Source organism: Halomonas sp. AOP5-B2-8, from assembly GCF_052376475.1.
Lineage (GTDB): Bacteria > Pseudomonadota > Gammaproteobacteria > Pseudomonadales > Halomonadaceae > Vreelandella > Vreelandella casei.
In genome coordinates this window covers 141,965-160,385 of sequence record NZ_JBQSVS010000007.1, presented here as the reverse complement: position 1 = coordinate 160,385, position 18,421 = coordinate 141,965, and the positions used below count along the sequence as shown (strand labels likewise).

32 protein-coding genes are annotated in these 18,421 nt (G+C 55.6%); 26 read left to right on the top strand and 6 right to left on the bottom strand.

Annotated elements, in window-relative coordinates:
- Positions 1 to 8 precede the first annotated feature (8 nt).
- The 25 genes from rpsS (at position 9) to ACT3RP_RS16635 (ending at position 13,527) form a co-directional block, all read left to right on the top strand.
- Entirely contained in the window at positions 9 to 284 is a 276-nt protein-coding gene (gene rpsS, locus ACT3RP_RS16755) for a 30S ribosomal protein S19 (protein ID WP_096276522.1), read from the top strand.
- A gap of 18 nt (positions 285 to 302) precedes the next feature.
- The gene (gene rplV / locus ACT3RP_RS16750) at positions 303 to 635 is read left to right on the top strand and encodes a 50S ribosomal protein L22 (protein ID WP_007112002.1); all 333 of its coding nucleotides are present in this window, start codon (positions 303 to 305) and stop codon (positions 633 to 635) included.
- 10 nt (positions 636 to 645) lie between these two features.
- Positions 646 to 1,344 carry a 30S ribosomal protein S3 gene (gene rpsC, locus ACT3RP_RS16745; protein WP_008959164.1) on the top strand — a complete coding sequence of 233 codons (699 nt, stop codon included), beginning with the start codon at positions 646 to 648 and terminating at the stop codon, positions 1,342 to 1,344.
- A gap of 15 nt (positions 1,345 to 1,359) precedes the next feature.
- Positions 1,360 to 1,773 (top strand): 50S ribosomal protein L16, encoded by a 414-nt coding sequence (gene rplP / locus ACT3RP_RS16740; RefSeq protein ID WP_007112000.1) that lies wholly within the window; start codon positions 1,360 to 1,362, stop codon positions 1,771 to 1,773.
- Complete coding sequence (gene rpmC / locus ACT3RP_RS16735; protein ID WP_096276518.1) at positions 1,773 to 1,964, top strand: 50S ribosomal protein L29; 192 nt, start codon at positions 1,773 to 1,775, stop codon at positions 1,962 to 1,964. Before rplP ends, rpmC begins: the two co-directional genes overlap by 1 nt.
- Position 1,965: 1 nt before the next feature.
- Positions 1,966 to 2,226, top strand: coding sequence for a 30S ribosomal protein S17 (gene rpsQ, locus ACT3RP_RS16730; protein WP_096276515.1), 261 nt, complete (start codon positions 1,966 to 1,968; stop codon positions 2,224 to 2,226).
- A 49-nt stretch (positions 2,227 to 2,275) separates the two neighbouring features.
- Positions 2,276 to 2,647 carry a 50S ribosomal protein L14 gene (gene rplN, locus ACT3RP_RS16725; protein WP_096276513.1) on the top strand — a complete coding sequence of 124 codons (372 nt, stop codon included), beginning with the start codon at positions 2,276 to 2,278 and terminating at the stop codon, positions 2,645 to 2,647.
- Positions 2,648 to 2,661: 14 nt separating this feature from the next.
- Positions 2,662 to 2,976, top strand: a complete 315-nt coding sequence (gene rplX / locus ACT3RP_RS16720; RefSeq protein WP_096276511.1) for a 50S ribosomal protein L24 — start codon at positions 2,662 to 2,664, stop codon at positions 2,974 to 2,976.
- Positions 2,977 to 2,994: 18 nt separating this feature from the next.
- The gene (gene rplE, locus ACT3RP_RS16715) at positions 2,995 to 3,534 is read left to right on the top strand and encodes a 50S ribosomal protein L5 (protein WP_096276508.1); all 540 of its coding nucleotides are present in this window, start codon (positions 2,995 to 2,997) and stop codon (positions 3,532 to 3,534) included.
- 10 nt (positions 3,535 to 3,544) lie between these two features.
- Entirely contained in the window at positions 3,545 to 3,850 is a 306-nt protein-coding gene (gene rpsN, locus ACT3RP_RS16710; protein ID WP_096276506.1) for a 30S ribosomal protein S14, read from the top strand.
- A gap of 32 nt (positions 3,851 to 3,882) precedes the next feature.
- The gene (gene rpsH, locus ACT3RP_RS16705; protein WP_096276504.1) at positions 3,883 to 4,275 is read left to right on the top strand and encodes a 30S ribosomal protein S8; all 393 of its coding nucleotides are present in this window, start codon (positions 3,883 to 3,885) and stop codon (positions 4,273 to 4,275) included.
- 9 nt (positions 4,276 to 4,284) lie between these two features.
- Entirely contained in the window at positions 4,285 to 4,815 is a 531-nt protein-coding gene (gene rplF, locus ACT3RP_RS16700; protein ID WP_444625746.1) for a 50S ribosomal protein L6, read from the top strand.
- A 9-nt stretch (positions 4,816 to 4,824) separates the two neighbouring features.
- The gene (rplR, locus tag ACT3RP_RS16695) at positions 4,825 to 5,175 is read left to right on the top strand and encodes a 50S ribosomal protein L18 (RefSeq protein WP_008959159.1); all 351 of its coding nucleotides are present in this window, start codon (positions 4,825 to 4,827) and stop codon (positions 5,173 to 5,175) included.
- 11 nt (positions 5,176 to 5,186) lie between these two features.
- Positions 5,187 to 5,687, top strand: coding sequence for a 30S ribosomal protein S5 (gene rpsE, locus ACT3RP_RS16690; RefSeq protein ID WP_096276500.1), 501 nt, complete (start codon positions 5,187 to 5,189; stop codon positions 5,685 to 5,687).
- Between the two features lie 6 nt (positions 5,688 to 5,693).
- Positions 5,694 to 5,876: a 50S ribosomal protein L30 gene (gene rpmD / locus ACT3RP_RS16685; protein ID WP_096276498.1), complete on the top strand. Its 183-nt coding sequence runs from the start codon at positions 5,694 to 5,696 to the stop codon at positions 5,874 to 5,876.
- Positions 5,877 to 5,879: 3 nt separating this feature from the next.
- Positions 5,880 to 6,314: a 50S ribosomal protein L15 gene (rplO, locus tag ACT3RP_RS16680; RefSeq protein WP_096276496.1), complete on the top strand. Its 435-nt coding sequence runs from the start codon at positions 5,880 to 5,882 to the stop codon at positions 6,312 to 6,314.
- Entirely contained in the window at positions 6,315 to 7,646 is a 1,332-nt protein-coding gene (gene secY / locus ACT3RP_RS16675; protein ID WP_444625747.1) for a preprotein translocase subunit SecY, read from the top strand.
- Positions 7,647 to 7,715: 69 nt separating this feature from the next.
- Positions 7,716 to 7,829 (top strand): 50S ribosomal protein L36, encoded by a 114-nt coding sequence (rpmJ, locus tag ACT3RP_RS16670; RefSeq protein WP_008959154.1) that lies wholly within the window; start codon positions 7,716 to 7,718, stop codon positions 7,827 to 7,829.
- A 124-nt stretch (positions 7,830 to 7,953) separates the two neighbouring features.
- Positions 7,954 to 8,310 carry a 30S ribosomal protein S13 gene (rpsM, locus tag ACT3RP_RS16665; RefSeq protein ID WP_008959153.1) on the top strand — a complete coding sequence of 119 codons (357 nt, stop codon included), beginning with the start codon at positions 7,954 to 7,956 and terminating at the stop codon, positions 8,308 to 8,310.
- A 52-nt stretch (positions 8,311 to 8,362) separates the two neighbouring features.
- Positions 8,363 to 8,749 carry a 30S ribosomal protein S11 gene (gene rpsK, locus ACT3RP_RS16660; protein WP_096276490.1) on the top strand — a complete coding sequence of 129 codons (387 nt, stop codon included), beginning with the start codon at positions 8,363 to 8,365 and terminating at the stop codon, positions 8,747 to 8,749.
- Positions 8,750 to 8,761: 12 nt separating this feature from the next.
- Positions 8,762 to 9,382, top strand: a complete 621-nt coding sequence (rpsD, locus tag ACT3RP_RS16655; RefSeq protein WP_096276488.1) for a 30S ribosomal protein S4 — start codon at positions 8,762 to 8,764, stop codon at positions 9,380 to 9,382.
- A 140-nt stretch (positions 9,383 to 9,522) separates the two neighbouring features.
- Positions 9,523 to 10,518: a DNA-directed RNA polymerase subunit alpha gene (locus tag ACT3RP_RS16650; RefSeq protein ID WP_113269833.1), complete on the top strand. Its 996-nt coding sequence runs from the start codon at positions 9,523 to 9,525 to the stop codon at positions 10,516 to 10,518.
- Positions 10,519 to 10,557: 39 nt separating this feature from the next.
- Positions 10,558 to 10,944, top strand: coding sequence for a 50S ribosomal protein L17 (gene rplQ / locus ACT3RP_RS16645; RefSeq protein WP_096276486.1), 387 nt, complete (start codon positions 10,558 to 10,560; stop codon positions 10,942 to 10,944).
- A 231-nt stretch (positions 10,945 to 11,175) separates the two neighbouring features.
- Positions 11,176 to 12,570, top strand: coding sequence for a serine hydrolase (locus ACT3RP_RS16640; RefSeq protein ID WP_444625748.1), 1,395 nt, complete (start codon positions 11,176 to 11,178; stop codon positions 12,568 to 12,570).
- A gap of 81 nt (positions 12,571 to 12,651) precedes the next feature.
- Complete coding sequence (locus ACT3RP_RS16635; RefSeq protein WP_444625749.1) at positions 12,652 to 13,527, top strand: DMT family transporter; 876 nt, start codon at positions 12,652 to 12,654, stop codon at positions 13,525 to 13,527.
- 7 nt (positions 13,528 to 13,534) lie between these two features.
- On the opposite strand, the gene ACT3RP_RS16630 is transcribed toward ACT3RP_RS16635, so the two are convergent.
- The 5 genes from ACT3RP_RS16630 to thiM form a co-directional block, all read right to left on the bottom strand.
- Positions 13,535 to 14,272 (bottom strand): DODA-type extradiol aromatic ring-opening family dioxygenase, encoded by a 738-nt coding sequence (locus ACT3RP_RS16630; RefSeq protein WP_483394190.1) that lies wholly within the window; start codon positions 14,270 to 14,272, stop codon positions 13,535 to 13,537.
- Between the two features lie 56 nt (positions 14,273 to 14,328).
- The gene (locus ACT3RP_RS16625) at positions 14,329 to 14,763 is read right to left on the bottom strand and encodes a DoxX family protein (RefSeq protein ID WP_483394189.1); all 435 of its coding nucleotides are present in this window, start codon (positions 14,761 to 14,763) and stop codon (positions 14,329 to 14,331) included.
- A gap of 65 nt (positions 14,764 to 14,828) precedes the next feature.
- On the bottom strand, positions 14,829 to 15,749 hold the full coding sequence (locus ACT3RP_RS16620) for a LysR family transcriptional regulator (RefSeq protein ID WP_441686757.1): 921 nt from the start codon (positions 15,747 to 15,749) through the stop codon (positions 14,829 to 14,831).
- Complete coding sequence (gene thiE / locus ACT3RP_RS16615) at positions 15,746 to 16,369, bottom strand: thiamine phosphate synthase (RefSeq protein WP_444672394.1); 624 nt, start codon at positions 16,367 to 16,369, stop codon at positions 15,746 to 15,748. Before thiE ends, ACT3RP_RS16620 begins: the two co-directional genes overlap by 4 nt.
- Positions 16,359 to 17,168: a hydroxyethylthiazole kinase gene (gene thiM, locus ACT3RP_RS16610; protein WP_444672393.1), complete on the bottom strand. Its 810-nt coding sequence runs from the start codon at positions 17,166 to 17,168 to the stop codon at positions 16,359 to 16,361. Before thiM ends, thiE begins: the two co-directional genes overlap by 11 nt.
- A gap of 146 nt (positions 17,169 to 17,314) precedes the next feature.
- On the opposite strand from thiM, the gene ACT3RP_RS16605 reads away from it, so the two are divergent.
- On the top strand, positions 17,315 to 17,683 hold the full coding sequence (locus ACT3RP_RS16605; RefSeq protein WP_441686754.1) for a DUF6164 family protein: 369 nt from the start codon (positions 17,315 to 17,317) through the stop codon (positions 17,681 to 17,683).
- On the opposite strand, the gene ACT3RP_RS16600 is transcribed toward ACT3RP_RS16605, so the two are convergent.
- Positions 17,680 to 18,345, bottom strand: coding sequence for a cupin domain-containing protein (locus ACT3RP_RS16600; RefSeq protein WP_444672392.1), 666 nt, complete (start codon positions 18,343 to 18,345; stop codon positions 17,680 to 17,682). The two genes, ACT3RP_RS16605 and ACT3RP_RS16600, sit on opposite strands and share 4 nt — an antisense overlap.
- Positions 18,346 to 18,421: the final 76 nt, after the last annotated feature.

The window sequence follows — 18,421 nt, the reverse complement described above, 5'->3', positions numbered from 1 at the left end:
TAACGGCTGTGCCACGTTCACTAAAGAAAGGTCCCTTCATTGACCTTCATCTTTTGAAGAAGGTAGAGGCTGCAGTGGAGAAGAACGATCGCAAACCAATTAAGACTTGGTCGCGCCGTTCAATGATCCTGCCAAACATGGTAGGCCTCACTATCGCTGTCCATAATGGTCGTCAACACATCCCGGTGCACGTATCCGAGGAAATGGTTGGCCACAAATTGGGCGAATTCGCTGCTACTCGCACTTATCGCGGGCATGCGGCGGATAAAAAAGCCAAACGGTAAGCCAGAGAGGATTGAGAGATGGAAGTCACAGCTAAGCTGCTTGGCGCTCGTTTATCCGCCCAGAAGGCCCGTTTGGTGGCTGACCAGGTGCGCGGTAAACCTGTCGCCGAGGCACTCGACCTGCTGACCTTCTCACCGAAGAAGGCTGCTAAGCTGGTTAAGAAGGTGCTGCAATCCGCCATAGCAAACGCGGAAGAAAATAACGGCATGGATATTGACGAGCTGCGTGTCTCGACCATCTGCGTCGATGAGGGCATGACGCTCAAGCGTATCAAGCCGCGTGCCAAAGGGCGTGCGGATCGTATCTTGAAGCGCACGTGCCACATCACCGTCAAGGTAGCCGAGAAGTAGGAGTCGACCGATGGGTCAGAAAGTCAATCCAACAGGCATTCGACTGGGCATCGTCAAAGACCATGCTTCTGTCTGGTATGCTGAGCGCGGCGCTTACGCCGATAAGCTCAATAACGATCTCGAAGTGCGTAGCTTCTTGGAAGAGCGTCTTAAAAGCGCTTCTGTGAGCCGCATCCACATCGAGCGTCCGGCGAACAACGCCCGCATCACCATTCACACCGCCCGTCCGGGTATTGTGATTGGTAAGAAAGGTGAAGATGTCGACCGTCTGCGTCGCGATCTCACCCAGATGATGGGTGTCCCCGTGCATGTGAACATCGAAGAAGTTCGCAAGCCGGAGCTGGATGCCAAGCTAGTCGCTGCTAACGTAGCGGGTCAGCTTGAGCGTCGCGTGATGTTCCGTCGTGCTATGAAGCGCGCGGTACAAAACGCAATGCGTCTTGGCGCTGGTGGCATCAAGATTCAGCTGTCAGGTCGTCTTGGTGGCGCTGAAATCGCACGTACCGAATGGTACCGCGAAGGTCGCGTTCCGTTGCACACGTTGCGTGCGGATATCGACTACGCCACTTACGAAGCTCACACCACCTATGGCGTTATCGGCGTCAAAGTGTGGATCTTCAAGGGTGAAATCCTCGGCGGTATCGAGGAAGTACGTGCCAAGGCCAAACAGCCTGCCGGCAACGCGCCCAAGAAGAAAGGTTCCAGGTAAGGGGAGAGCGAGTCGATGTTACAGCCCAAGCGTATGAAATTCCGCAAGATGATGAAAGGCCGCAACCGTGGCCTGGCGCATCGCGGAAGCAAGATCAGCTTCGGGGAATATGGCCTTAAAGCTACCGGTCGCGGCCGCATCACTGCGCGTCAGATCGAAGCAGGCCGTCGTGCGATCACACGTCACGTTAAACGTGGCGGTAAGATCTGGATCCGCGTCTTCCCTGATAAGCCGATCTCTAAGAAGCCGCTCGAAGTTCGTATGGGTAAAGGTAAAGGTTCTGTTGAGTACTGGGTAGCCCAGATCCAACCGGGTCGGGTCCTTTATGAAATAGAAGGCGTGTCGGAAGAGCTCGCTCGTGAAGCGTTTGAGCTCGCCGCACAGAAAATGCCCTTATCCACCACCTTTGCGAAACGGACGGTGATGTGATGAAAGCCCAGGAAATTCGTGAAAAGTCCGCAGGAGAGCTCCAGGAGCAACTCCTCGAACTCCTCCGCGAGCAGTTTAACCTGCGCATGCAGAAGGCCACTGGCCAACTGAGCCAGACTCATCTGCTCAAGCAGGTCCGTCGGGATATCGCCCGCGTTAAGACTATGCTCAACGAGAAGGCAGGTGATTGAGATGGCCGAAGAGAAAACAACGCGTACGCTCACCGGTAAAGTGGTGAGCGATAAGATGGACAAGTCCATCGTCGTTATGATCGAGCGGCGCGAGCGTCACCCGATCTACGGAAAATACGTTAAGCGCTCCACCAAGCTGCACGCCCATGATGAGGCGAACCAGGCAAAGGCAGGCGATACGGTTTCCATTCAGGAGTGCCGTCCGCTTTCCAAGAAGAAAGCCTGGACGCTCGTCGAGGTGGTTGAACACGCCAAGGGTTAATCCCGAGGCTGTCCAATCAGTGTAGTCAGATTAGGTTTGGAGAAAACCGATGATTCAGACTCAGACAATGCTGGATGTCGCCGACAACAGCGGAGCGCGCCGGGTGCAATGCATCAAGGTGCTAGGCGGTTCACACCGTCGCTACGCTCGTATAGGTGATGTCATCAAGGTCACGGTTAAGGAAGCGATTCCGCGTGGCAAGGTCAAAAAAGGCCAGGTGCTAAAAGCGGTCGTGGTCCGGACCCGTAGTGGCGTCCGTCGTCCCGACGGTTCGCTCATCCGTTTCGATGGAAATGCGGCAGTTTTGTTGAATAACACCAACGAACAGCCCATCGGTACCCGTATTTTTGGGCCGGTGACTCGTGAACTTCGTAATGAAAAGTTCATGAAGATCATTTCCTTAGCGCCTGAAGTGCTGTAAGGAGCGAGGCGGATATGCAAAAGATCAAACGTGACGATGAAGTCATCGTCATCGCCGGGAAGGATAAAGGCAAACGTGGCACTGTTAAGCGGGTATTAGAAAGCCGCTTCTTGGTGTCCGGTGTGAACATGATTAAACGTCACACCAAGCCAAATCCCATGGCGGGTAATCAGGGCGGTATCGTCGAGCGTGAGGCTCCGATTCACGCGTCCAACGTAGCCATCTTCAATTCGGAGACCGGTAAGGCGGATCGCGTCGGCTTCCAAGTTAAGGAAGACGGTACCAAGGTACGTATCTACAAGTCGACGCAGACGCAGATCGACGCCTAACGCGAGTCGGGTAGCAAAATGGCGAACTTGAAAGAACGTTATCAAAACGAGGTAGCAGCTGAACTTAAAGAACAGTTTAGCTATGCCAACGTTATGCAGGTACCCCGGATCACGAAAGTGACTCTGAATATGGGTATCGGCGAAGCAGTCAACGATAAAAAGTTGATTGACAATGCCATCGGCGACCTAGAGAAACTCTCTGGTCAAAAACCGTTGGTGACCAAGGCACGTAAGTCCATCGCGGGCTTTAAGGTGCGCGAAGGTTGGCCAATCGGCATCAAGGTAACTCTGCGCGCTGAGCGTATGTGGGACTTCTTGGACCGTTTGGTTTACATCGCGATTCCCCGCGTGCGTGACTTCCGTGGTCTCAACCCGAAGTCCTTCGACGGTCGCGGCAACTATTCTATGGGTGTGCGTGAGCAGATCATCTTCCCGGAGATCGAGTATGATAAAATCGATCGCATCCGTGGGTTGGACGTCACTATCACTACTACCGCCAAAACCGATGAGGAAGGTCGTGCGCTGCTAGCGGCGCTGAACTTCCCCTTCAAGAAATAAGGGTGGGATCATGGCTAAGAAAAGTATGATAGAGCGTGAGCTCAAACGTACGCAATTGGTGGCGAAGTATGCCACCAAGCGTGCCGAGCTCAAGAAGATCATCTCAGGCGTTGATTCGTCTGAGGAAGACCGCTTCGAGGCGACGCTGAAGCTGCAGCAACTGCCGCGCGACTCAAGCCCGGTGCGTCAGCGTAACCGCTGTCGCATCACTGGTCGTCCGCACGGTTTTTACAACAAGTTCGGCCTCGGCCGTAACAAGCTGCGTGAAGCCGCCATGCGTGGCGACGTCCCTGGACTCAAAAAGTCCAGTTGGTAACGCCACGTAGAATCATCAGGAGCGCACATTAAATGAGCATGCAAGATACTCTAGCGGATATGATAACTCGTCTCCGCAATGCGCAGATGGCCACCAAGGAGACGGCTACCATGCCGTCCTCCAAGTTGAAAGTGCAAGTGGCCCGAGTGCTAAAGGAAGAAGGCTACATTGCCGACTTTACGGTTGCAGAGGGTGTTAAGCCTGAGCTGACCGTGACTCTCAAATACTTTGAGGGTAAGCCGGTTATTGAGCATATTCAGCGGGTTTCCAAGCCGTCCCTGCGCCGCTATATGGGCAAGGACAACCTGCCTAAGGTCGCCGATGGTCTTGGTATTGCGATTGTCACTACGTCAAGTGGTGTCATGACCGATCGTGCCGCGCGCCAAGCCGGTGTGGGTGGCGAAGTCATCTGCACCGTATTCTAGGAGGCTGGAATGTCCCGCATAGCGAAATATCCGGTTAAAGTGCCCGCCGGTGTTGATGTTAAAATCAATGCTGACCAGCTGACCGCCAAGGGCGGCCAGGGCACGCTATCTTTGACCATCCACTCAGATGTAGTGGTCGGTCAAGAAGATGGCCAGCTGACCTTCGCCCCGAGCGAATCTGCCAAGAGCTGGGCAATGGCCGGTACTACCCGCGCCTTAGTTCAGAACCTGGTAACGGGCGTATCCGAGGGTTTCACAAAGACTCTCGAAATTGTTGGCGTCGGTTATCGTGCCCAAGCTAAGGGCCAGACGCTCAATCTTTCACTGGGCTTCTCGCACCCGGTCGACTACGAACTGCCTGAAGGTGTCTCAGCGGAAACGCCGAAAAACACCGTGATCGTGCTGAAAAGCGCGAACAAGCAGCAGCTCGGTCAGTGCGCCGCGGAAATCCGCGCTTTCCGTCCGCCTGAGCCATATAAAGGCAAGGGTGTACGGTACGCCGACGAGCAGGTGCGTCGCAAAGAAGCCAAGAAGAAGTAAGGCAGGGTTATGAACGCGAAGAAAGAATCTCGTCTCCGTCGTGCCCGCCGCGCTCGCGCAAAGATCCGCGAGCTGGGCGTGTATCGCCTGTGCGTCAACCGTACCCCGCGTCACATCTATGCGCAGATTATCTCGCCGGATGGTGGCAAAGTGTTAGCCAGTGCTTCTACGCTGGACAAAGCACTGCGCGAGGGTGCGACCGGTAACTCAGATGCTGCCTCTAAAGTAGGTGCACTGATTGCCGAACGCGCTAAAGAAGCAGGCATCACCCAGGTGGCCTTCGACCGTGCTGGCTTTAAGTATCACGGCCGCGTCAAGGCTCTGGCCGACGCCGCACGTGAAGGCGGCCTGGAATTCTAAAGGGTTTTACGATGGCGAAGAACGAACAGCAAAGCGGTGATCTGCAAGAGAAGTTAGTGCAGGTCAACCGCGTCGCCAAGGTGGTCAAGGGTGGTCGTATTTTCGGCTTCACCGCACTGACCGTCGTTGGTGATGGTAAAGGTCGTGTCGGTTTCGGTCGTGGCAAGGCGCGTGAAGTGCCGGTCGCAATCCAGAAAGCGATGGATCAAGCTCGTCGCAATATGGTCAAGGTGAACCTTGCTGGCCACACGCTGCAGTACCCGATTAAAGCCCGTCACGGTGCTTCTAAGGTGTACATGCAGCCGGCTTCCGAAGGTACCGGTATTATTGCCGGTGGCGCCATGCGCTCTGTATTAGAGCTCGCTGGTGTCCACGATGTACTGGCCAAGTGCTACGGTTCCACCAACCCGGTTAACGTGGTACGAGCGACTGTTAAAGGTCTCTCCTCCATGCAAGCACCGGAAGACATCGCCGCTAAGCGCGGTCTGTCTGTCGACGCGATCACGGGGTAAGACACCATGGCAGCAACGATCAAGTTTACTCAGATCCGCAGCACCATCGGCATTTTGCCTAAGCACAAGGCCACTATGAAAGGCCTGGGTCTGCGTCGCATCGGTCAGACGGTTGAACTGGAAGACACCCCAGCCGTACGCGGCATGATCAACAAGGTTAACTACCTTGTGCGCGTTGAGGGAGAGTAATCCATGAAACTTAATACCTTAAGCCCGGCACCGGGCTCCAAGCACGCTGCAAAGCGCGTTGGTCGTGGTATCGGTTCCGGTCTTGGTAAGACCGGTGGCCGTGGTCACAAAGGTCAGAAATCACGCAGTGGCGGTAGCGTCAAGCCTGGTTTCGAAGGCGGTCAGATGCCTTTGCAGCGTCGTTTGCCGAAATTCGGTTTTACGTCTGCAAAATCATTAGTATCTGAAGAAGTACGCCTGGCCGAACTTGCTAAAGTAGCCGGTGGCGAAGTCACTATGGCGACATTGAAGCAAGCCAACGTGCTGAAGGACTCTACGCTACACGCGAAGATTATCCTTTCTGGCGAATTGAAAACGGCAGTTACCGTTCGCGGAATCAAGGTCACCAAAGGTGCCCGTGAAGCGATCGAAGCTGCTGGCGGCAAGGTAGAGGACTAAATGGCCAAGTCAGGAAAAATGCCGGCGATGGGCAGCGGTCTGAGTGAACTGTGGGCGCGTTTGCGCTTCGTGCTCCTCGCCATCGTGGTGTACCGTATTGGTGCCCACATTCCCGTTCCCGGTATCAATCCTGACCAGCTTGCTGCCTTGTTTAGGGAGCAACAGGGTACTATCTTAGGCATGTTTAACATGTTCTCGGGTGGTGCCCTGGAGCGCATGAGTGTCCTCGCCCTGGGTATAATGCCCTATATTTCGGCGTCGATTATCATGCAGCTCATGACTGCGGTCTCCCCTCATCTTGAGCAGCTCAAGAAAGAGGGTGAGGCTGGCCGCCGCAAGATCAGCCAGTACACCCGCTACGGCACGGTGATACTGGCATTTGTCCAGGCTACCGGCATGTCCGTCGGTCTGGCTAGCCAAGGTATCGCGTACAGCGCTGACTTCAGTTTCTTCTTCACCGCCGTGGTTACGTTTGTATCAGGCGCGGTGTTTATGATGTGGCTGGGTGAGCAAATTACCGAGAAGGGCATCGGCAACGGTATTTCGCTGCTGATCTTCTCCGGTATTGTCGCTGGGCTACCGAGTGCCGTGGGCCAAGCCTTTGAGCTTGCCCGTAACGAAGGCGCCTGGAATGTTCTGCCGCTGTTAGCGTTGTCTGTGTTAGGTATTGCCACTGTCGCTTTCGTGGTTTTCATTGAGCGCGGCCAACGCCGTCTTAAGGTTAACTACCCGCGGCGTCAGGTGGGCAATAAGATGTATGCAGGCCAAAGCAGTTACCTGCCTTTGAAGGTTAATATGGCTGGCGTTATTCCAGCTATCTTTGCCTCCAGTATTCTACTCTTCCCGGCCTCTATTGGTCAGTGGGTAGGTGCCGGTGAAGGTATGGAGTGGTTGCAGCGTGCATCCCAGGCATTAGGTCCAGGTCAACCGCTTTACATCTTGCTTTTCGCGGCGGCAGTGGTATTCTTCTGCTTCTTTTACACAGCGCTGGTCTTCAACCCCAAGGATGTGGCTGACAATCTTAAAAAGTCAGGCGCTTTCCTGCCGGGCATTCGCCCCGGCGAGCAGACCGCTCGCTATATCGACAAGGTCATGACACGCTTGACCCTGTTCGGTGCCTTGTATATCACTGCGGTTTCCTTGATGCCCCAGTTCTTGATTGTGGCGTGGAACGTGCCGTTCTTTTTCGGCGGTACCTCGTTGTTAATCGTAGTCGTGGTCATCATGGACTTCATGGCCCAGGTGCAATCGCATCTCATGTCGCATCAGTATGACTCAGTGATGAAGAAGTCCAACCTGAAAGGCTACGGTAGCGGCGGTATCATGCGCTGAGAGGCGCCGCCCACCCCTATTAAGTTAGTTAAGGTGGCGAGCCGCGAGCCGGTTTTTGGAGAAAGATCGATGAAAGTTCGAGCTTCCGTAAAGAAAATGTGCCGTAACTGCAAGATCATTCGTCGCAATGGCGCTGTCCGCGTCATTTGCAGCGAACCACGGCACAAACAGCGCCAGGGTTAATACCCCTGGGTTGTTTTAAGCGGGTGCCAGCATACCCCTTGCCCTCGGGCAAATGAAGGGGTATGCTGTTGCGCCTTTTGTAGATGAATAAACGAGCAAGCCGCTCAAATTTCGGAGTAAGCTGATGGCCCGTATTGCAGGCGTCAATATCCCGGACAACAAGCATGCGGCGATCTCGCTGACCTATATCTTCGGGATTGGCCGTACTCGTGCTGAGCACATCTGTGCAGCAGCCGGTATCGCCACTACTGCCAAGATCCAGGATCTGTCTTCTGAAGAAGTCGACACCCTGCGTTCTGAAGTTGGCAAGTACACCGTAGAAGGTGACCTTCGTCGTGATGTTACGCTTAATATTAAGCGTCTCATGGACTTAGGTTGCTACCGTGGTCTGCGTCATCGTCGTAGTCTTCCGCTGCGTGGTCAGCGGACTAAGACTAACGCGCGCACCCGTAAGGGCCCGCGTAAGCCGATCCGCAAATAATACGCAGGCTCTTTAATAGAGAGCCGGCGTAACGACAGGAATAGACATCAACATGGCTAACCCGCGTAGTAACCGTAAAAAGGTTAAAAAGCAGGTAGTGGACGCGATTGCGCACATCCATGCCTCTTTTAACAACACGATCGTGACGATCACAGACCGCCAGGGCAATGCGCTTTCTTGGGCAACTGCCGGTGGTTCGGGTTTTCGTGGTTCTCGCAAGAGCACCCCGTTCGCTGCTCAAGTGGCAAGTGAACGTGCAGCAACTGCTGCAGCCGAGTATGGTGTGAAAAACGTAGACGTACTGGTTAAAGGCCCCGGTCCTGGTCGTGAATCCGCCGTGCGTGCACTTAACGCCGCCGGCTTCCGCGTGCAAAGCATCACAGACGCGACGCCCATTCCTCACAATGGCTGCCGTCCGCCTAAGAAACGCCGCGTTTAAGGAGACAGATTCATGGCTCGTTATATTGGACCGAAGTGCAAACTGTCTCGTCGTGAAGGCACCGATCTCTTTTTGAAGAGTGGTGTGACTCCCTTCGAGAAAAAGTGTAAATCCGAGCAAATCCCGGGTGTACACGGCCAACGTCGTCAGCGTCTTTCAGACTACGGCTTGCAGCTTCGCGAGAAGCAAAAAGTACGTCGCATGTATGGCGTACTCGAAAAACAGTTCCGCAACTACTACAAAGAAGCTGCTCGCCTGAAAGGCGCGACCGGTGAAGTATTGTTGCAGTTGTTAGAATCCCGACTGGATAACGTCGTCTATCGTATGGGCTTTGGCTCGACTCGCTCTGAAGCGCGTCAGCTAGTAAGCCACAAGGCGATTTCAGTGAACGGACGTACCGTTAACGTGGCTTCCTATCAAGTTAAGCCGGGTGACGTTGTTTCCATTCGCGAAAAGGCGAAGAACCAAGCACGTATTCAAAGCGCACTGTCCATTGCGGCAAACCGTGGCGATATTGTTTGGATCGAGATCGACGCCAAGAAGATGGAAGGCACTTTCAAGGCTCTGCCTGAACGCGGTGACCTGACTGCCGACATCAACGAAAACCTGATCGTCGAGCTGTACTCCAAGTAAGCAGCGTTAATTAAGTAAGAGTCTGCTTCTTGAAGCCCGGACGGGTAGCGTAGCTCTCCGTCCGGTTGCTCTTGAGTACATGCTCTTGAGCCTATGCTCTTGAGACTGAGTATCCGTTTGGCAGCCTGAAAGGTGTTCATATGCAGCGTTCAGTGACAGAGTTTCTCCGCCCTCGCGACATCAAGGTCGAAGAAATCAGCGCACATCACGCCAAAATCGTACTCGAACCATTCGAGCGCGGATTTGGTCACACCCTTGGGAATGCACTGCGTCGCATTCTGCTTTCGTCTATGCCCGGCTGTGCCGTGGTAGAGGCTGAAATTGCCGGTGTAGAGCATGAGTACAGTGCGCTCGAAGGGGTGCAGGAAGATGTTATTGAAATCCTCCTGAACTTGAAAGATGTTGCGATCAAGATGCACAGCCGCGATGAGGCGGTGCTCACGCTGAACAAGCAGGGCCCAGCCGTCGTCACCGCTGGCGACATTGCGCTTGATCATAGCGTCGAAATCGTCAACCCGGACCACATCATTGCTCATGTCAATGAAGGTGCCGAGCTGAAAATTCAGCTTAAGGTAGCGCTGGGTCGTGGCTACGAACCGGCTGACGCCCGCGGCTCTGATGAAGAGTCACGTGCTATTGGCCGCCTGCAGCTGGATGCCACCTTCAGCCCTGTCCGCCGTGTTTCCTACTCGGTTGAGGCCGCTCGTGTTGAGCAGCGCACCGACCTCGATAAGCTAATTATCGATTTGGAAACCGACGGTACCCTGGATCCGGAAGAGGCTATCCGTCGCAGTGCGACCATTCTGCAAGAGCAGCTGGCCGCCTTCGTCGACCTGGAAGCTGATAAAGAACAGGAAGTCGAAGAAGAAGAGGATCACGTTGATCCAATTCTATTGCGCCCCGTAGACGATCTTGAGTTGACCGTTCGTAGCGCGAACTGCCTAAAAGCCGAGAATATTTACTACATTGGTGATTTGATTCAGCGCACAGAAGTTGAGCTGTTGAAAACACCTAACCTCGGTAAAAAGTCTTTGAATGAAATCAAAGATGTATTGGCGGCGCGCGGCTTGTCCCTCGGCATGCGGTTGGAAAATTGGCCACCGGCAAGCCTGAAGGACGACAAGGCCTCCGCGTGAGTGTCGACTTGAGTCCCAGTTTGGTAAGGAATTACAACCATGCGTCATCGTAAGAGTGGTCGTCATCTGAATCGTACCAGCTCGCATCGCCAGGCAATGTTTAAAAACATGTCTGTCTCGCTGGTCGAGCATGAAGTCATTAAGACAACCCTGCCGAAAGCCAAGGAACTGCGTCGCGTTATCGAGCCGCTGATCACCTTGTCTAAGCAGGATAGCGTTGCAAACCGTCGCTTGGCGTTTGCCCGTACGCGTTCTAAAGAAGCGGTCGGCAAACTGTTCAACGAATTAGGTCCGCGTTACGCTGAGCGTCCGGGTGGTTACATCCGTATTCTTAAGTGCGGTTTCCGCACCGGCGACAACGCGCCTATGGCGTATGTTGAGCTAGTTGATCGTCCCGTTGTTGAAGAAGCCGCAGCAGAAGAGTAATCCTCTGTCGTCAGCGTCTTGAATAGCGAATGAAAACCGACCCTTTGGGTCGGTTTTTTTATACCTCTCAGCTAACACTCTCTAGGTGAGCCGAACTGGGTATATACTGCGCCTATTATAGATAGCCATAATGACTACCTTGCCGCCATGGGAAAGCCTTGCGTTGCGCCTTGAGTGTGGCATGGTAGTGGAACAGTACGAGCGCGTTGATAACGAGCAAGGGGCAGAGGCATGTATGCGAGGGTAAAACACGCTGTCGGTAAAGCATCGGCAGCATGGGCAGTGAGTATGGGGCTACTACTCATGCTGTCGTTGATCACCAGCGCTCACGCTGATAATCCGCGCTACGCGGGCATTGTGGTCGACTTGGATAATGGTGAAGTGCTGTATGCCGAAAATATTGATGATCAGCGTTATCCTGCATCGCTGACGAAAATGATGACGCTGTATTTAGCCTTCGAGGCGCTTCAAGCCGGTACCCTGCGTATCGACCAGCCCTTACCCGTTTCTAGCGTTGCCGCTGCTAAGCCTGCCGTAAAACTCTGGCTGGCGGCGGGCAGCTCTATTCCTGTTGATACGGCGATACGTGCACTGGCGGTGCGTTCAGCTAACGATGTCGCTGCGGTGATAGCGGAAGCACTGGGCGGCACCGAAGAGCGCTTCAGTGACATGATGACGACCAAAGCCCGCGAATTAGGCATGCACGCCACGACCTTTCGCAATGCATCCGGTTTACCAGATGACGGCCAGGTGACTACCGCGCGCGATATGCTGACGCTTTCTGTACGCGTGATGCAGGATTTTCCTCAGTACTATCATTATTTTGGCCTGCAAGAGTTTACTTACCGTGGCACCCGGCATACCAGCCACAACCGCTTAGTGCGTGATTACCCCGGGGCTGATGGCCTGAAAACTGGATTTATCCGCGCCTCTGGTTTTAACGTGGCGACGACGGCCGTGCACGGCAATCGCCGGCTGATGGCTGTGGTGATGGGTGGCTTTTCCGCTCAGTCTCGTGATACCCATATGGCTAACTTGCTCGACCGCGGCTTTTTGCGCGCGTCACTACGCGACCAGTCAACCTGGATGGCCAGCACCAATGTCGCGCAGGAATTTATGACATTTGGCCCGGCTGCTTTGACGCCGCCTCAACCGGCTACGCCGCCGTCGCAGCGCCAGCCCATGCTGGCCGTCGTGGAAACCACGCCGGCAGCATCCCCATCGCCCTCACTGTCGTCAACGCCTGCTCAAGATCTCGATGCTCAGCTGGCTGATGTGTCGAATATACAGCGCCCCAATGAGCAGCAAGCCGCGCCGCAGCAAGATCCCTTACAGACGTTTATTGAGCGTGAGCAGCAGATGGCCTCGGTATCTGAATCCGGTGGCAGTTGGGGAATTCAGGTAGGCGCCTTTAGCCAAGAAATGCAGGCAAGACATCTTGCCCAGCAGGCGGCGCAGCGGGTAGACCAAAGCGTCGGTGGCCGTGTTGAAGTAGATACCATTGCTGGTCAAACGCCTGTTTACCGTGCTCGTGTAGTCGCGCTTGATGAGCAGCGCGCGCGTCAGGCATGCCGCCAACTGCACTCTCAAGGCATGGACTGCATGGTGGTCAACGCCAGCTTATAGCGCATTTCACTGGCATATCACCCCGCCAATCTGCATTGGCGGGGTTTTTTGTTTTGGGCGATTAATAAATAGGAGGCTGCGGTGACAACGTCGCTAAAGGGCATACTCAGCATGTGTATCGGCGTATTTTTTCTAGCGCTGGGTGACGCCGTCGCCAAGTGGCTTGGTGAGGTGCACTCGCCCCTGCAGATTATTTTCTTTCGTACACTGATATCGCTGCCGCTGATTGCGCTGCTGGCCCATTTTTCGGGAGGGCTGCGTAAACTGGGTACTCGAAGGCCAGGGGTGCATGCCGTTCGAGGTTTGATTTATACCGGCACCATGGTGTTCTTCGTGGTGGGCTTAACACTGCTTCCGCTGGCTGAGGCGACGGCGATTGCCTTTGTCGCTCCGCTGTTTGTCACACTGCTGTCTGTGCCTTTGCTTGGCGAGCGAATTGCACCGCCGGTGCTCGCTGCCTCATTGGTGGGTTTTATCGGTGTGCTGGTCGTGGTTCGTCCTGGCGAAGGTGCGTTTCACATTGGTACGCTCAGCATGATAGCGGCGGCCCTGTTTTATGCACTGATGATGATTACGGCGCGTCGCTACGGCGCTCGCGAGAATCTCTGGGCTATGGTGTTCTATGTCACGCTAGTGCCGTTTATAGTGACCGCGGTGAGCCTGCCTTGGGTGTGGCAAACGCCCCAACTCTGGCACTGGGCAGGTTTTATGGCATCGGGCGTGCTTGGCGTGGCGGCAACGGTGTTTATCACGTTGGCCTTTCGGTTTGCTCCGGCGGCCATCGCCGCACCGTTTGATTACACCGCCATGCTGTGGGCAGTGATACTGGGCTGGTGGTTTTGGGGTGAAATGCCGGACATCTGGGTGTGGGTGGGCAGCGTGTTGATTGTGAGTAGTGGGATTGCCGTGGCGTACTACGACCGTCGGACTACCTTAAAACGCCGCCCAACCTCTTAATCTGCCCTCAAGCAAACTGGTAGACATCCATCGCCAGCACGCCGTGCTCAACGCTGTGATGCAGCTGAGTTGCCTCGTTACCGGCGCCCATCGCGACAAGCAGCGGTTGGAAGTGCTCAGGCGTAGGGTGATTTCTATTGGCCTGCGGCGCCTTTTCCCAGTGCAGCAGCGCATCACGATCATTGGCGACTATATGGGTCGTCACCCAGCTTGAAAATTCATCTACCCAGGTAGGCATTTGACTGCCCATCGGCATCAGCTCATACAAGTTATGGGTCAGGCTGCCTGAGCCGATAATCAGAATACCTTCTTCTCGCAGTGCCGACAGCTGTTCGCCGAGTGCGACAAGCTCGCTATTACGCCAGTGCACGGGCAATGATAGTGACACGATGGGCACATTAGCAGCTGGAAACATCAACGAAAGTGGCACCCAGGCACCGTGGTCCATGCCGCGCTCTACTCGCTCGGCATCGAGTAACAGCGCCAGCCGTTCGGCAAGCTCAGGGTCGCCTGAAGCAGGGTACTGACATTCGAAAAGCGCCCGCGGAAATCCTCCGAAGTCATGAATCGTTTCTGGCTTGGCGGTGGTGCTTACTTTGAGTGACGAACTCTCCCAATGTGCCGATATCACGATGACGGCTTTAGGCGAGAGACGTTTGCCCAATTCGCGTAAAAAAGCATGAGCGGGAGTTTTGTTCAGCGCCAGCATGGGCGAGCCGTGGGATATAAACAGGCTAGGTAACATGAGTGACTCTCCATCGCAGTGCCAGCGCTAGCGGTAAGCAGGCGCCGGAGGTAACGTTAGGCAAAGCGGCGATCTAACACCCAGCGCCCACTTCCTAGGCCGGCTTGAACCATCAGCGCCAGCGTCCAAAATGCTGGGAATTCCCAACCGCCTCCGGCATTAGAGAACATCCAGCCGTTGCCGAGGTGTACCCAGGTGGCGCCCAGTAGCACCGGAATTAACGCCAGACTCACCCAGCGGGTATACACACCCAGCAGCAGCGCAGCGCCGCCGCCAATTTCCGCAGCGATAGTCAGGTAGGCCAAAAACCCCGGTAACCCAAGTGACTCAAAGTAGCCGACAGTGCCGGGCAGGGTAAATACAAATAGTTTGAGCGAGCCGTGGGCGAGAGCCATCACGCCTAGCGCGACGCGCAGCAGCGAAATAGCATGAGGCTGTAGAGAGGTGGCTGTCGCAGGCGGTGAGAGAGTGGTCATATGAGTCGCTTCCATCAAGGGTGGTCGATGGAGCTACTTTACCGCTGGACTTAGCTGAGATAATCAGCGCGCATTGCACATCACTGTTGCGCTGGCTGCGACAATCCGATCTGTTGTTCCCAAATAGGGGGGTCGCCCCATGCTACTGATAGCTGCTCGACAAAGCGTTCCACTTTGGCAGGTAGGTAGCGCCTAGCGGGATAAAGGGCGTGAACATCGAGTCGCACGGTGGGCTCATCGATCAAAATAGGCACTAAACGGCCACTGGCGATACTCTCAGTGACTAAAAAGCTGGGCTGCTGGGCGATACCCAGCCCGGCTTCTGCTGCGTGGGTTAATACATCGCCATTGTTGCTTTCCATCGGGCCACGAACGCTGATGGGCTGCGTTGCTAGCTGCCAGTCCGCGGTATTTTGGCCGCTGCGATAACGCAGGCAACGGTGGTGTGCCAGCGCTTGAATACTTTTGGGCTCCCCGTGGGTGGCCAGATAATCCGGCGATGCGCAAAACAGTAAACGGCAGCGGGTTAGGCGGCGGGCGATTAAGCTGGAGTCGGGCAGGCTGCCGATGCGAATTGCGACGTCATAGCCTTCTTCCAATAAATCAACGCGGCGATCGTTAAGATCCAGGCGAACTTCAAGCGCTGGATGCGCGAGCATAAACTGAGCGACCAGCGGCGCCAGGTAGCGAGTACCGAAGCTCATGGGCCCATTGACGCGCAGCTGCCCGCGCACATCGCTGGTGCCCTGGCCGACCTCCGCGGCGGCTTCGTCAAGCGCCTGTAAAATGCTTTGAGCACGTGCCAGATAGCGCTCTCCGGCCTCAGTGAGATGCAAGCGTCGCGTAGTGCGCTGAATCAACCGCGCCCCCAGCGATGCTTCCAGTGCCATGACCTGACGCGACACTCGAGTGCGTGAAAGATCCAGCGCCTGCGCTGCTTGTGTATAGCTACCCAGCTCGGCAACGCGCACAAACGTAACGAGATGCTCTAGCTGGTTCATGAGGCTGTTGCCGCTTTAAACGCCCGCGCGGCTTGAGCCGGGTCAGGCTGGCCGCAAATAGCCGAAATGACCGCTAAGCCGTCTGTGCCTGCGCGCCGTACATGGTTCGCGTGTTCAGCCTTTAGCCCGCCAATGGCAACGCTGGGGAGCCGGCATGCGGCTACCAGCGTGGCTAAGCCGTCAAAGCCAATTGGCTGCGCGTGATCTTGCTTACTTCCGGTGGCAAACACCGGGCCAATCCCTACATAGTCGAGCAGTGCCAGTGGCGCTGCATCAAGCTGGGCATGCGTGTTGATCGAAAGGCCAATAATCGCCTGCTCGCCCATCGCCGCACGCGCCGCTTGCACGGCGGTGTCGCTTTGCCCTACGTGCAAACCGTCTGCCTGGCTTTCTAGCGCCACCGTTAAGCGGTCGTTAATAATCAGCGGTACGCCGGTGCCTGCCAGTACGCTTTTCAGCCGTTTTGCTTGCGCAATCATCTGGGTGTCGCTGGCGTGCTTATCGCGTAGCTGGACGATCGTCACGCCGCCGTTTACCGCGGCTTCGACCGTGCTTTCCAATCCGTAATCGTGGCATAGCGCAGCATCGGTGACTAAATACAGCGACAGATCAAACGACATAGACCGCCTCCAGATGAGTATGAGTAGTGAGATCCGCAGGGGTGAGCTGGTAGAGCGCATCCAGAAGGGCTACTTGAAAGCTACCGGGGCCTTGCGCGTGGCTGCCTGCACGTTCGCCGGCAACGGCAAAACAGGCCAATGCTGCCGCTGTTGCGCCCAGTGCCGCCTTGCGATTAGCGGCCACAAAAGCGGCTACTAGCGCGCTCAGCCCGCAGCCCAGCGTCGTGACATGCGGCATCAATGAGTGGCCGCCCTCAATTCGATAATGCTGTGTGCCATCGGTCACCCAGTCGCTTTCACCGGTCATGGCCACCACGCAGCCGTGCTTTTGAGCCAGCGCGATTGCAGCCTCGACGGCTTGTCCTGTGGTGGCCGTCGCATCCACGCCGCGGCCCTGGCTGGTCAAGCCATTGAGGGCGAGAATTTCAGAAGCATTGCCGCGAATAACGCCAGGCTTCAAGGCCAGCAGTCGTGTGCAAAGCGTTTGACGATAGCGCGTTGCGCCAACGGCGACAGGGTCTAACACCCACGGGATAGCGTGTTGATCGGCGGCAGCCGCAGCGATCAGCATAGCATCGGCCCAGTGAGCAGAAATCGTACCAATATTGACAGACAGTGCCGCAGAGATAGCGGTGAACTCAGCCACTTCCTCAGGCGCATGCAGCATGGCGGGCGAGGCCCCCGTGGCTAGCAGCAAGTTAGCGGTGCTATTCATCGCGACGTAGTTCGTCATGCAGTGAACCAGCGGTGTCTCTGAGCGAAGTGCCTCAAGATAATCGCCAAGCGGGCGGAGGGGCATAGTCTGTTCCTATAAAGCGGCCAGCGTTACTGGCTGAATGCCAGCATGGTAACGATTATTCATCATCAGTACTGAATGAGGGTAATAAAAGCCTATAGACTTGCCATAGAATCAATCTGCGAAGCAGCGATACATGAGGAAAACCAATGGCTGAACTACTGTTCCGGCTGCGCCACGTGACCGATGAGGAAGCGATGGAAGTGCGCGATCTATTCGCAGCGCACGGCTTTGATACCTATGAAACCCAGGCGGGCTTTTTCCGCTTGGGTGTCGATGCCATTTGGCTGCGTAACCCACATCAGCATGAAGCGGCGACCGCTGCGTTGAACGCTTATCAAGCCGAGCGCTTTGAGCGCGTGCAGCGTGAGCACCAGGCGACGGTTGAGCGCGGTGAGGCGGCAACGCTGTGGCGCCGCCTAGCCGCGCACCCGGTACAAGTCGTGCTGGTGTTGATAGCGGTAGTACTTATTGCCGCCCTCACGCTGCTCCCTTTTGTAGGTCTGTCGCACGCCTAAGCGGCCGGTAAATGACCGCGTTTAAGATACATCATGACGCCTTCGCTACCGGCGGTGAGCGCCGGGGCCGCGCCACTGGGGTAGCGGCACCAAGTACCCGCAGAGTAGCTTTGCTCAGTATCGCTGAGGGTACCTTCTAAGACCAAAAACTCCATGCCCCCCATCAGGGTCGGGTACGTAATAGACGTGCCCGCAGCCCAGTTTTCTAGGCTGATGCGCTCCTGCTTATAGGTGTGCAGCATTTTGTAGACAATGCGCGGGCGCCTATCAGGTTGCCAGGGAAGCCGGTGGGCAGGCACCGCCAGCTGTAGCGTGTCGTTAGGATCAAACTGATGCAGTTTGACAAAAATCAGCGCGCCTTCCTCGCCAATCTGCGGCGTATGGCCGGTACCCACAGGGTTTCTTAAGTAGCTACCCGCTGCGTAGCGGCCATGTTCATCGGCAAAGACACCCTCTAACACCAAAATTTCTTCACCGCCGCCGTGCGTGTGCCGCTCGAACTGCGAGTGGGGGGCGTAGCGAACCAGGCTAGTCGCACGTGCGACTTCGTCACCAATCCGGTCAAACATCATGCGTTCTACTCCCGGGCTGGGGGAGTCGACCCATTGATACTCTTCCGGGGTAACACAGGCAAAGTGGCTAAAATCAGCGTTTAGGCGCATAGGAAGGCTCTTCGCAGGGGACGTAAAGTAAGGGGGAAGGGGTGCTAGTCTCCTTATCGAGAGCCGAGAATGCAAC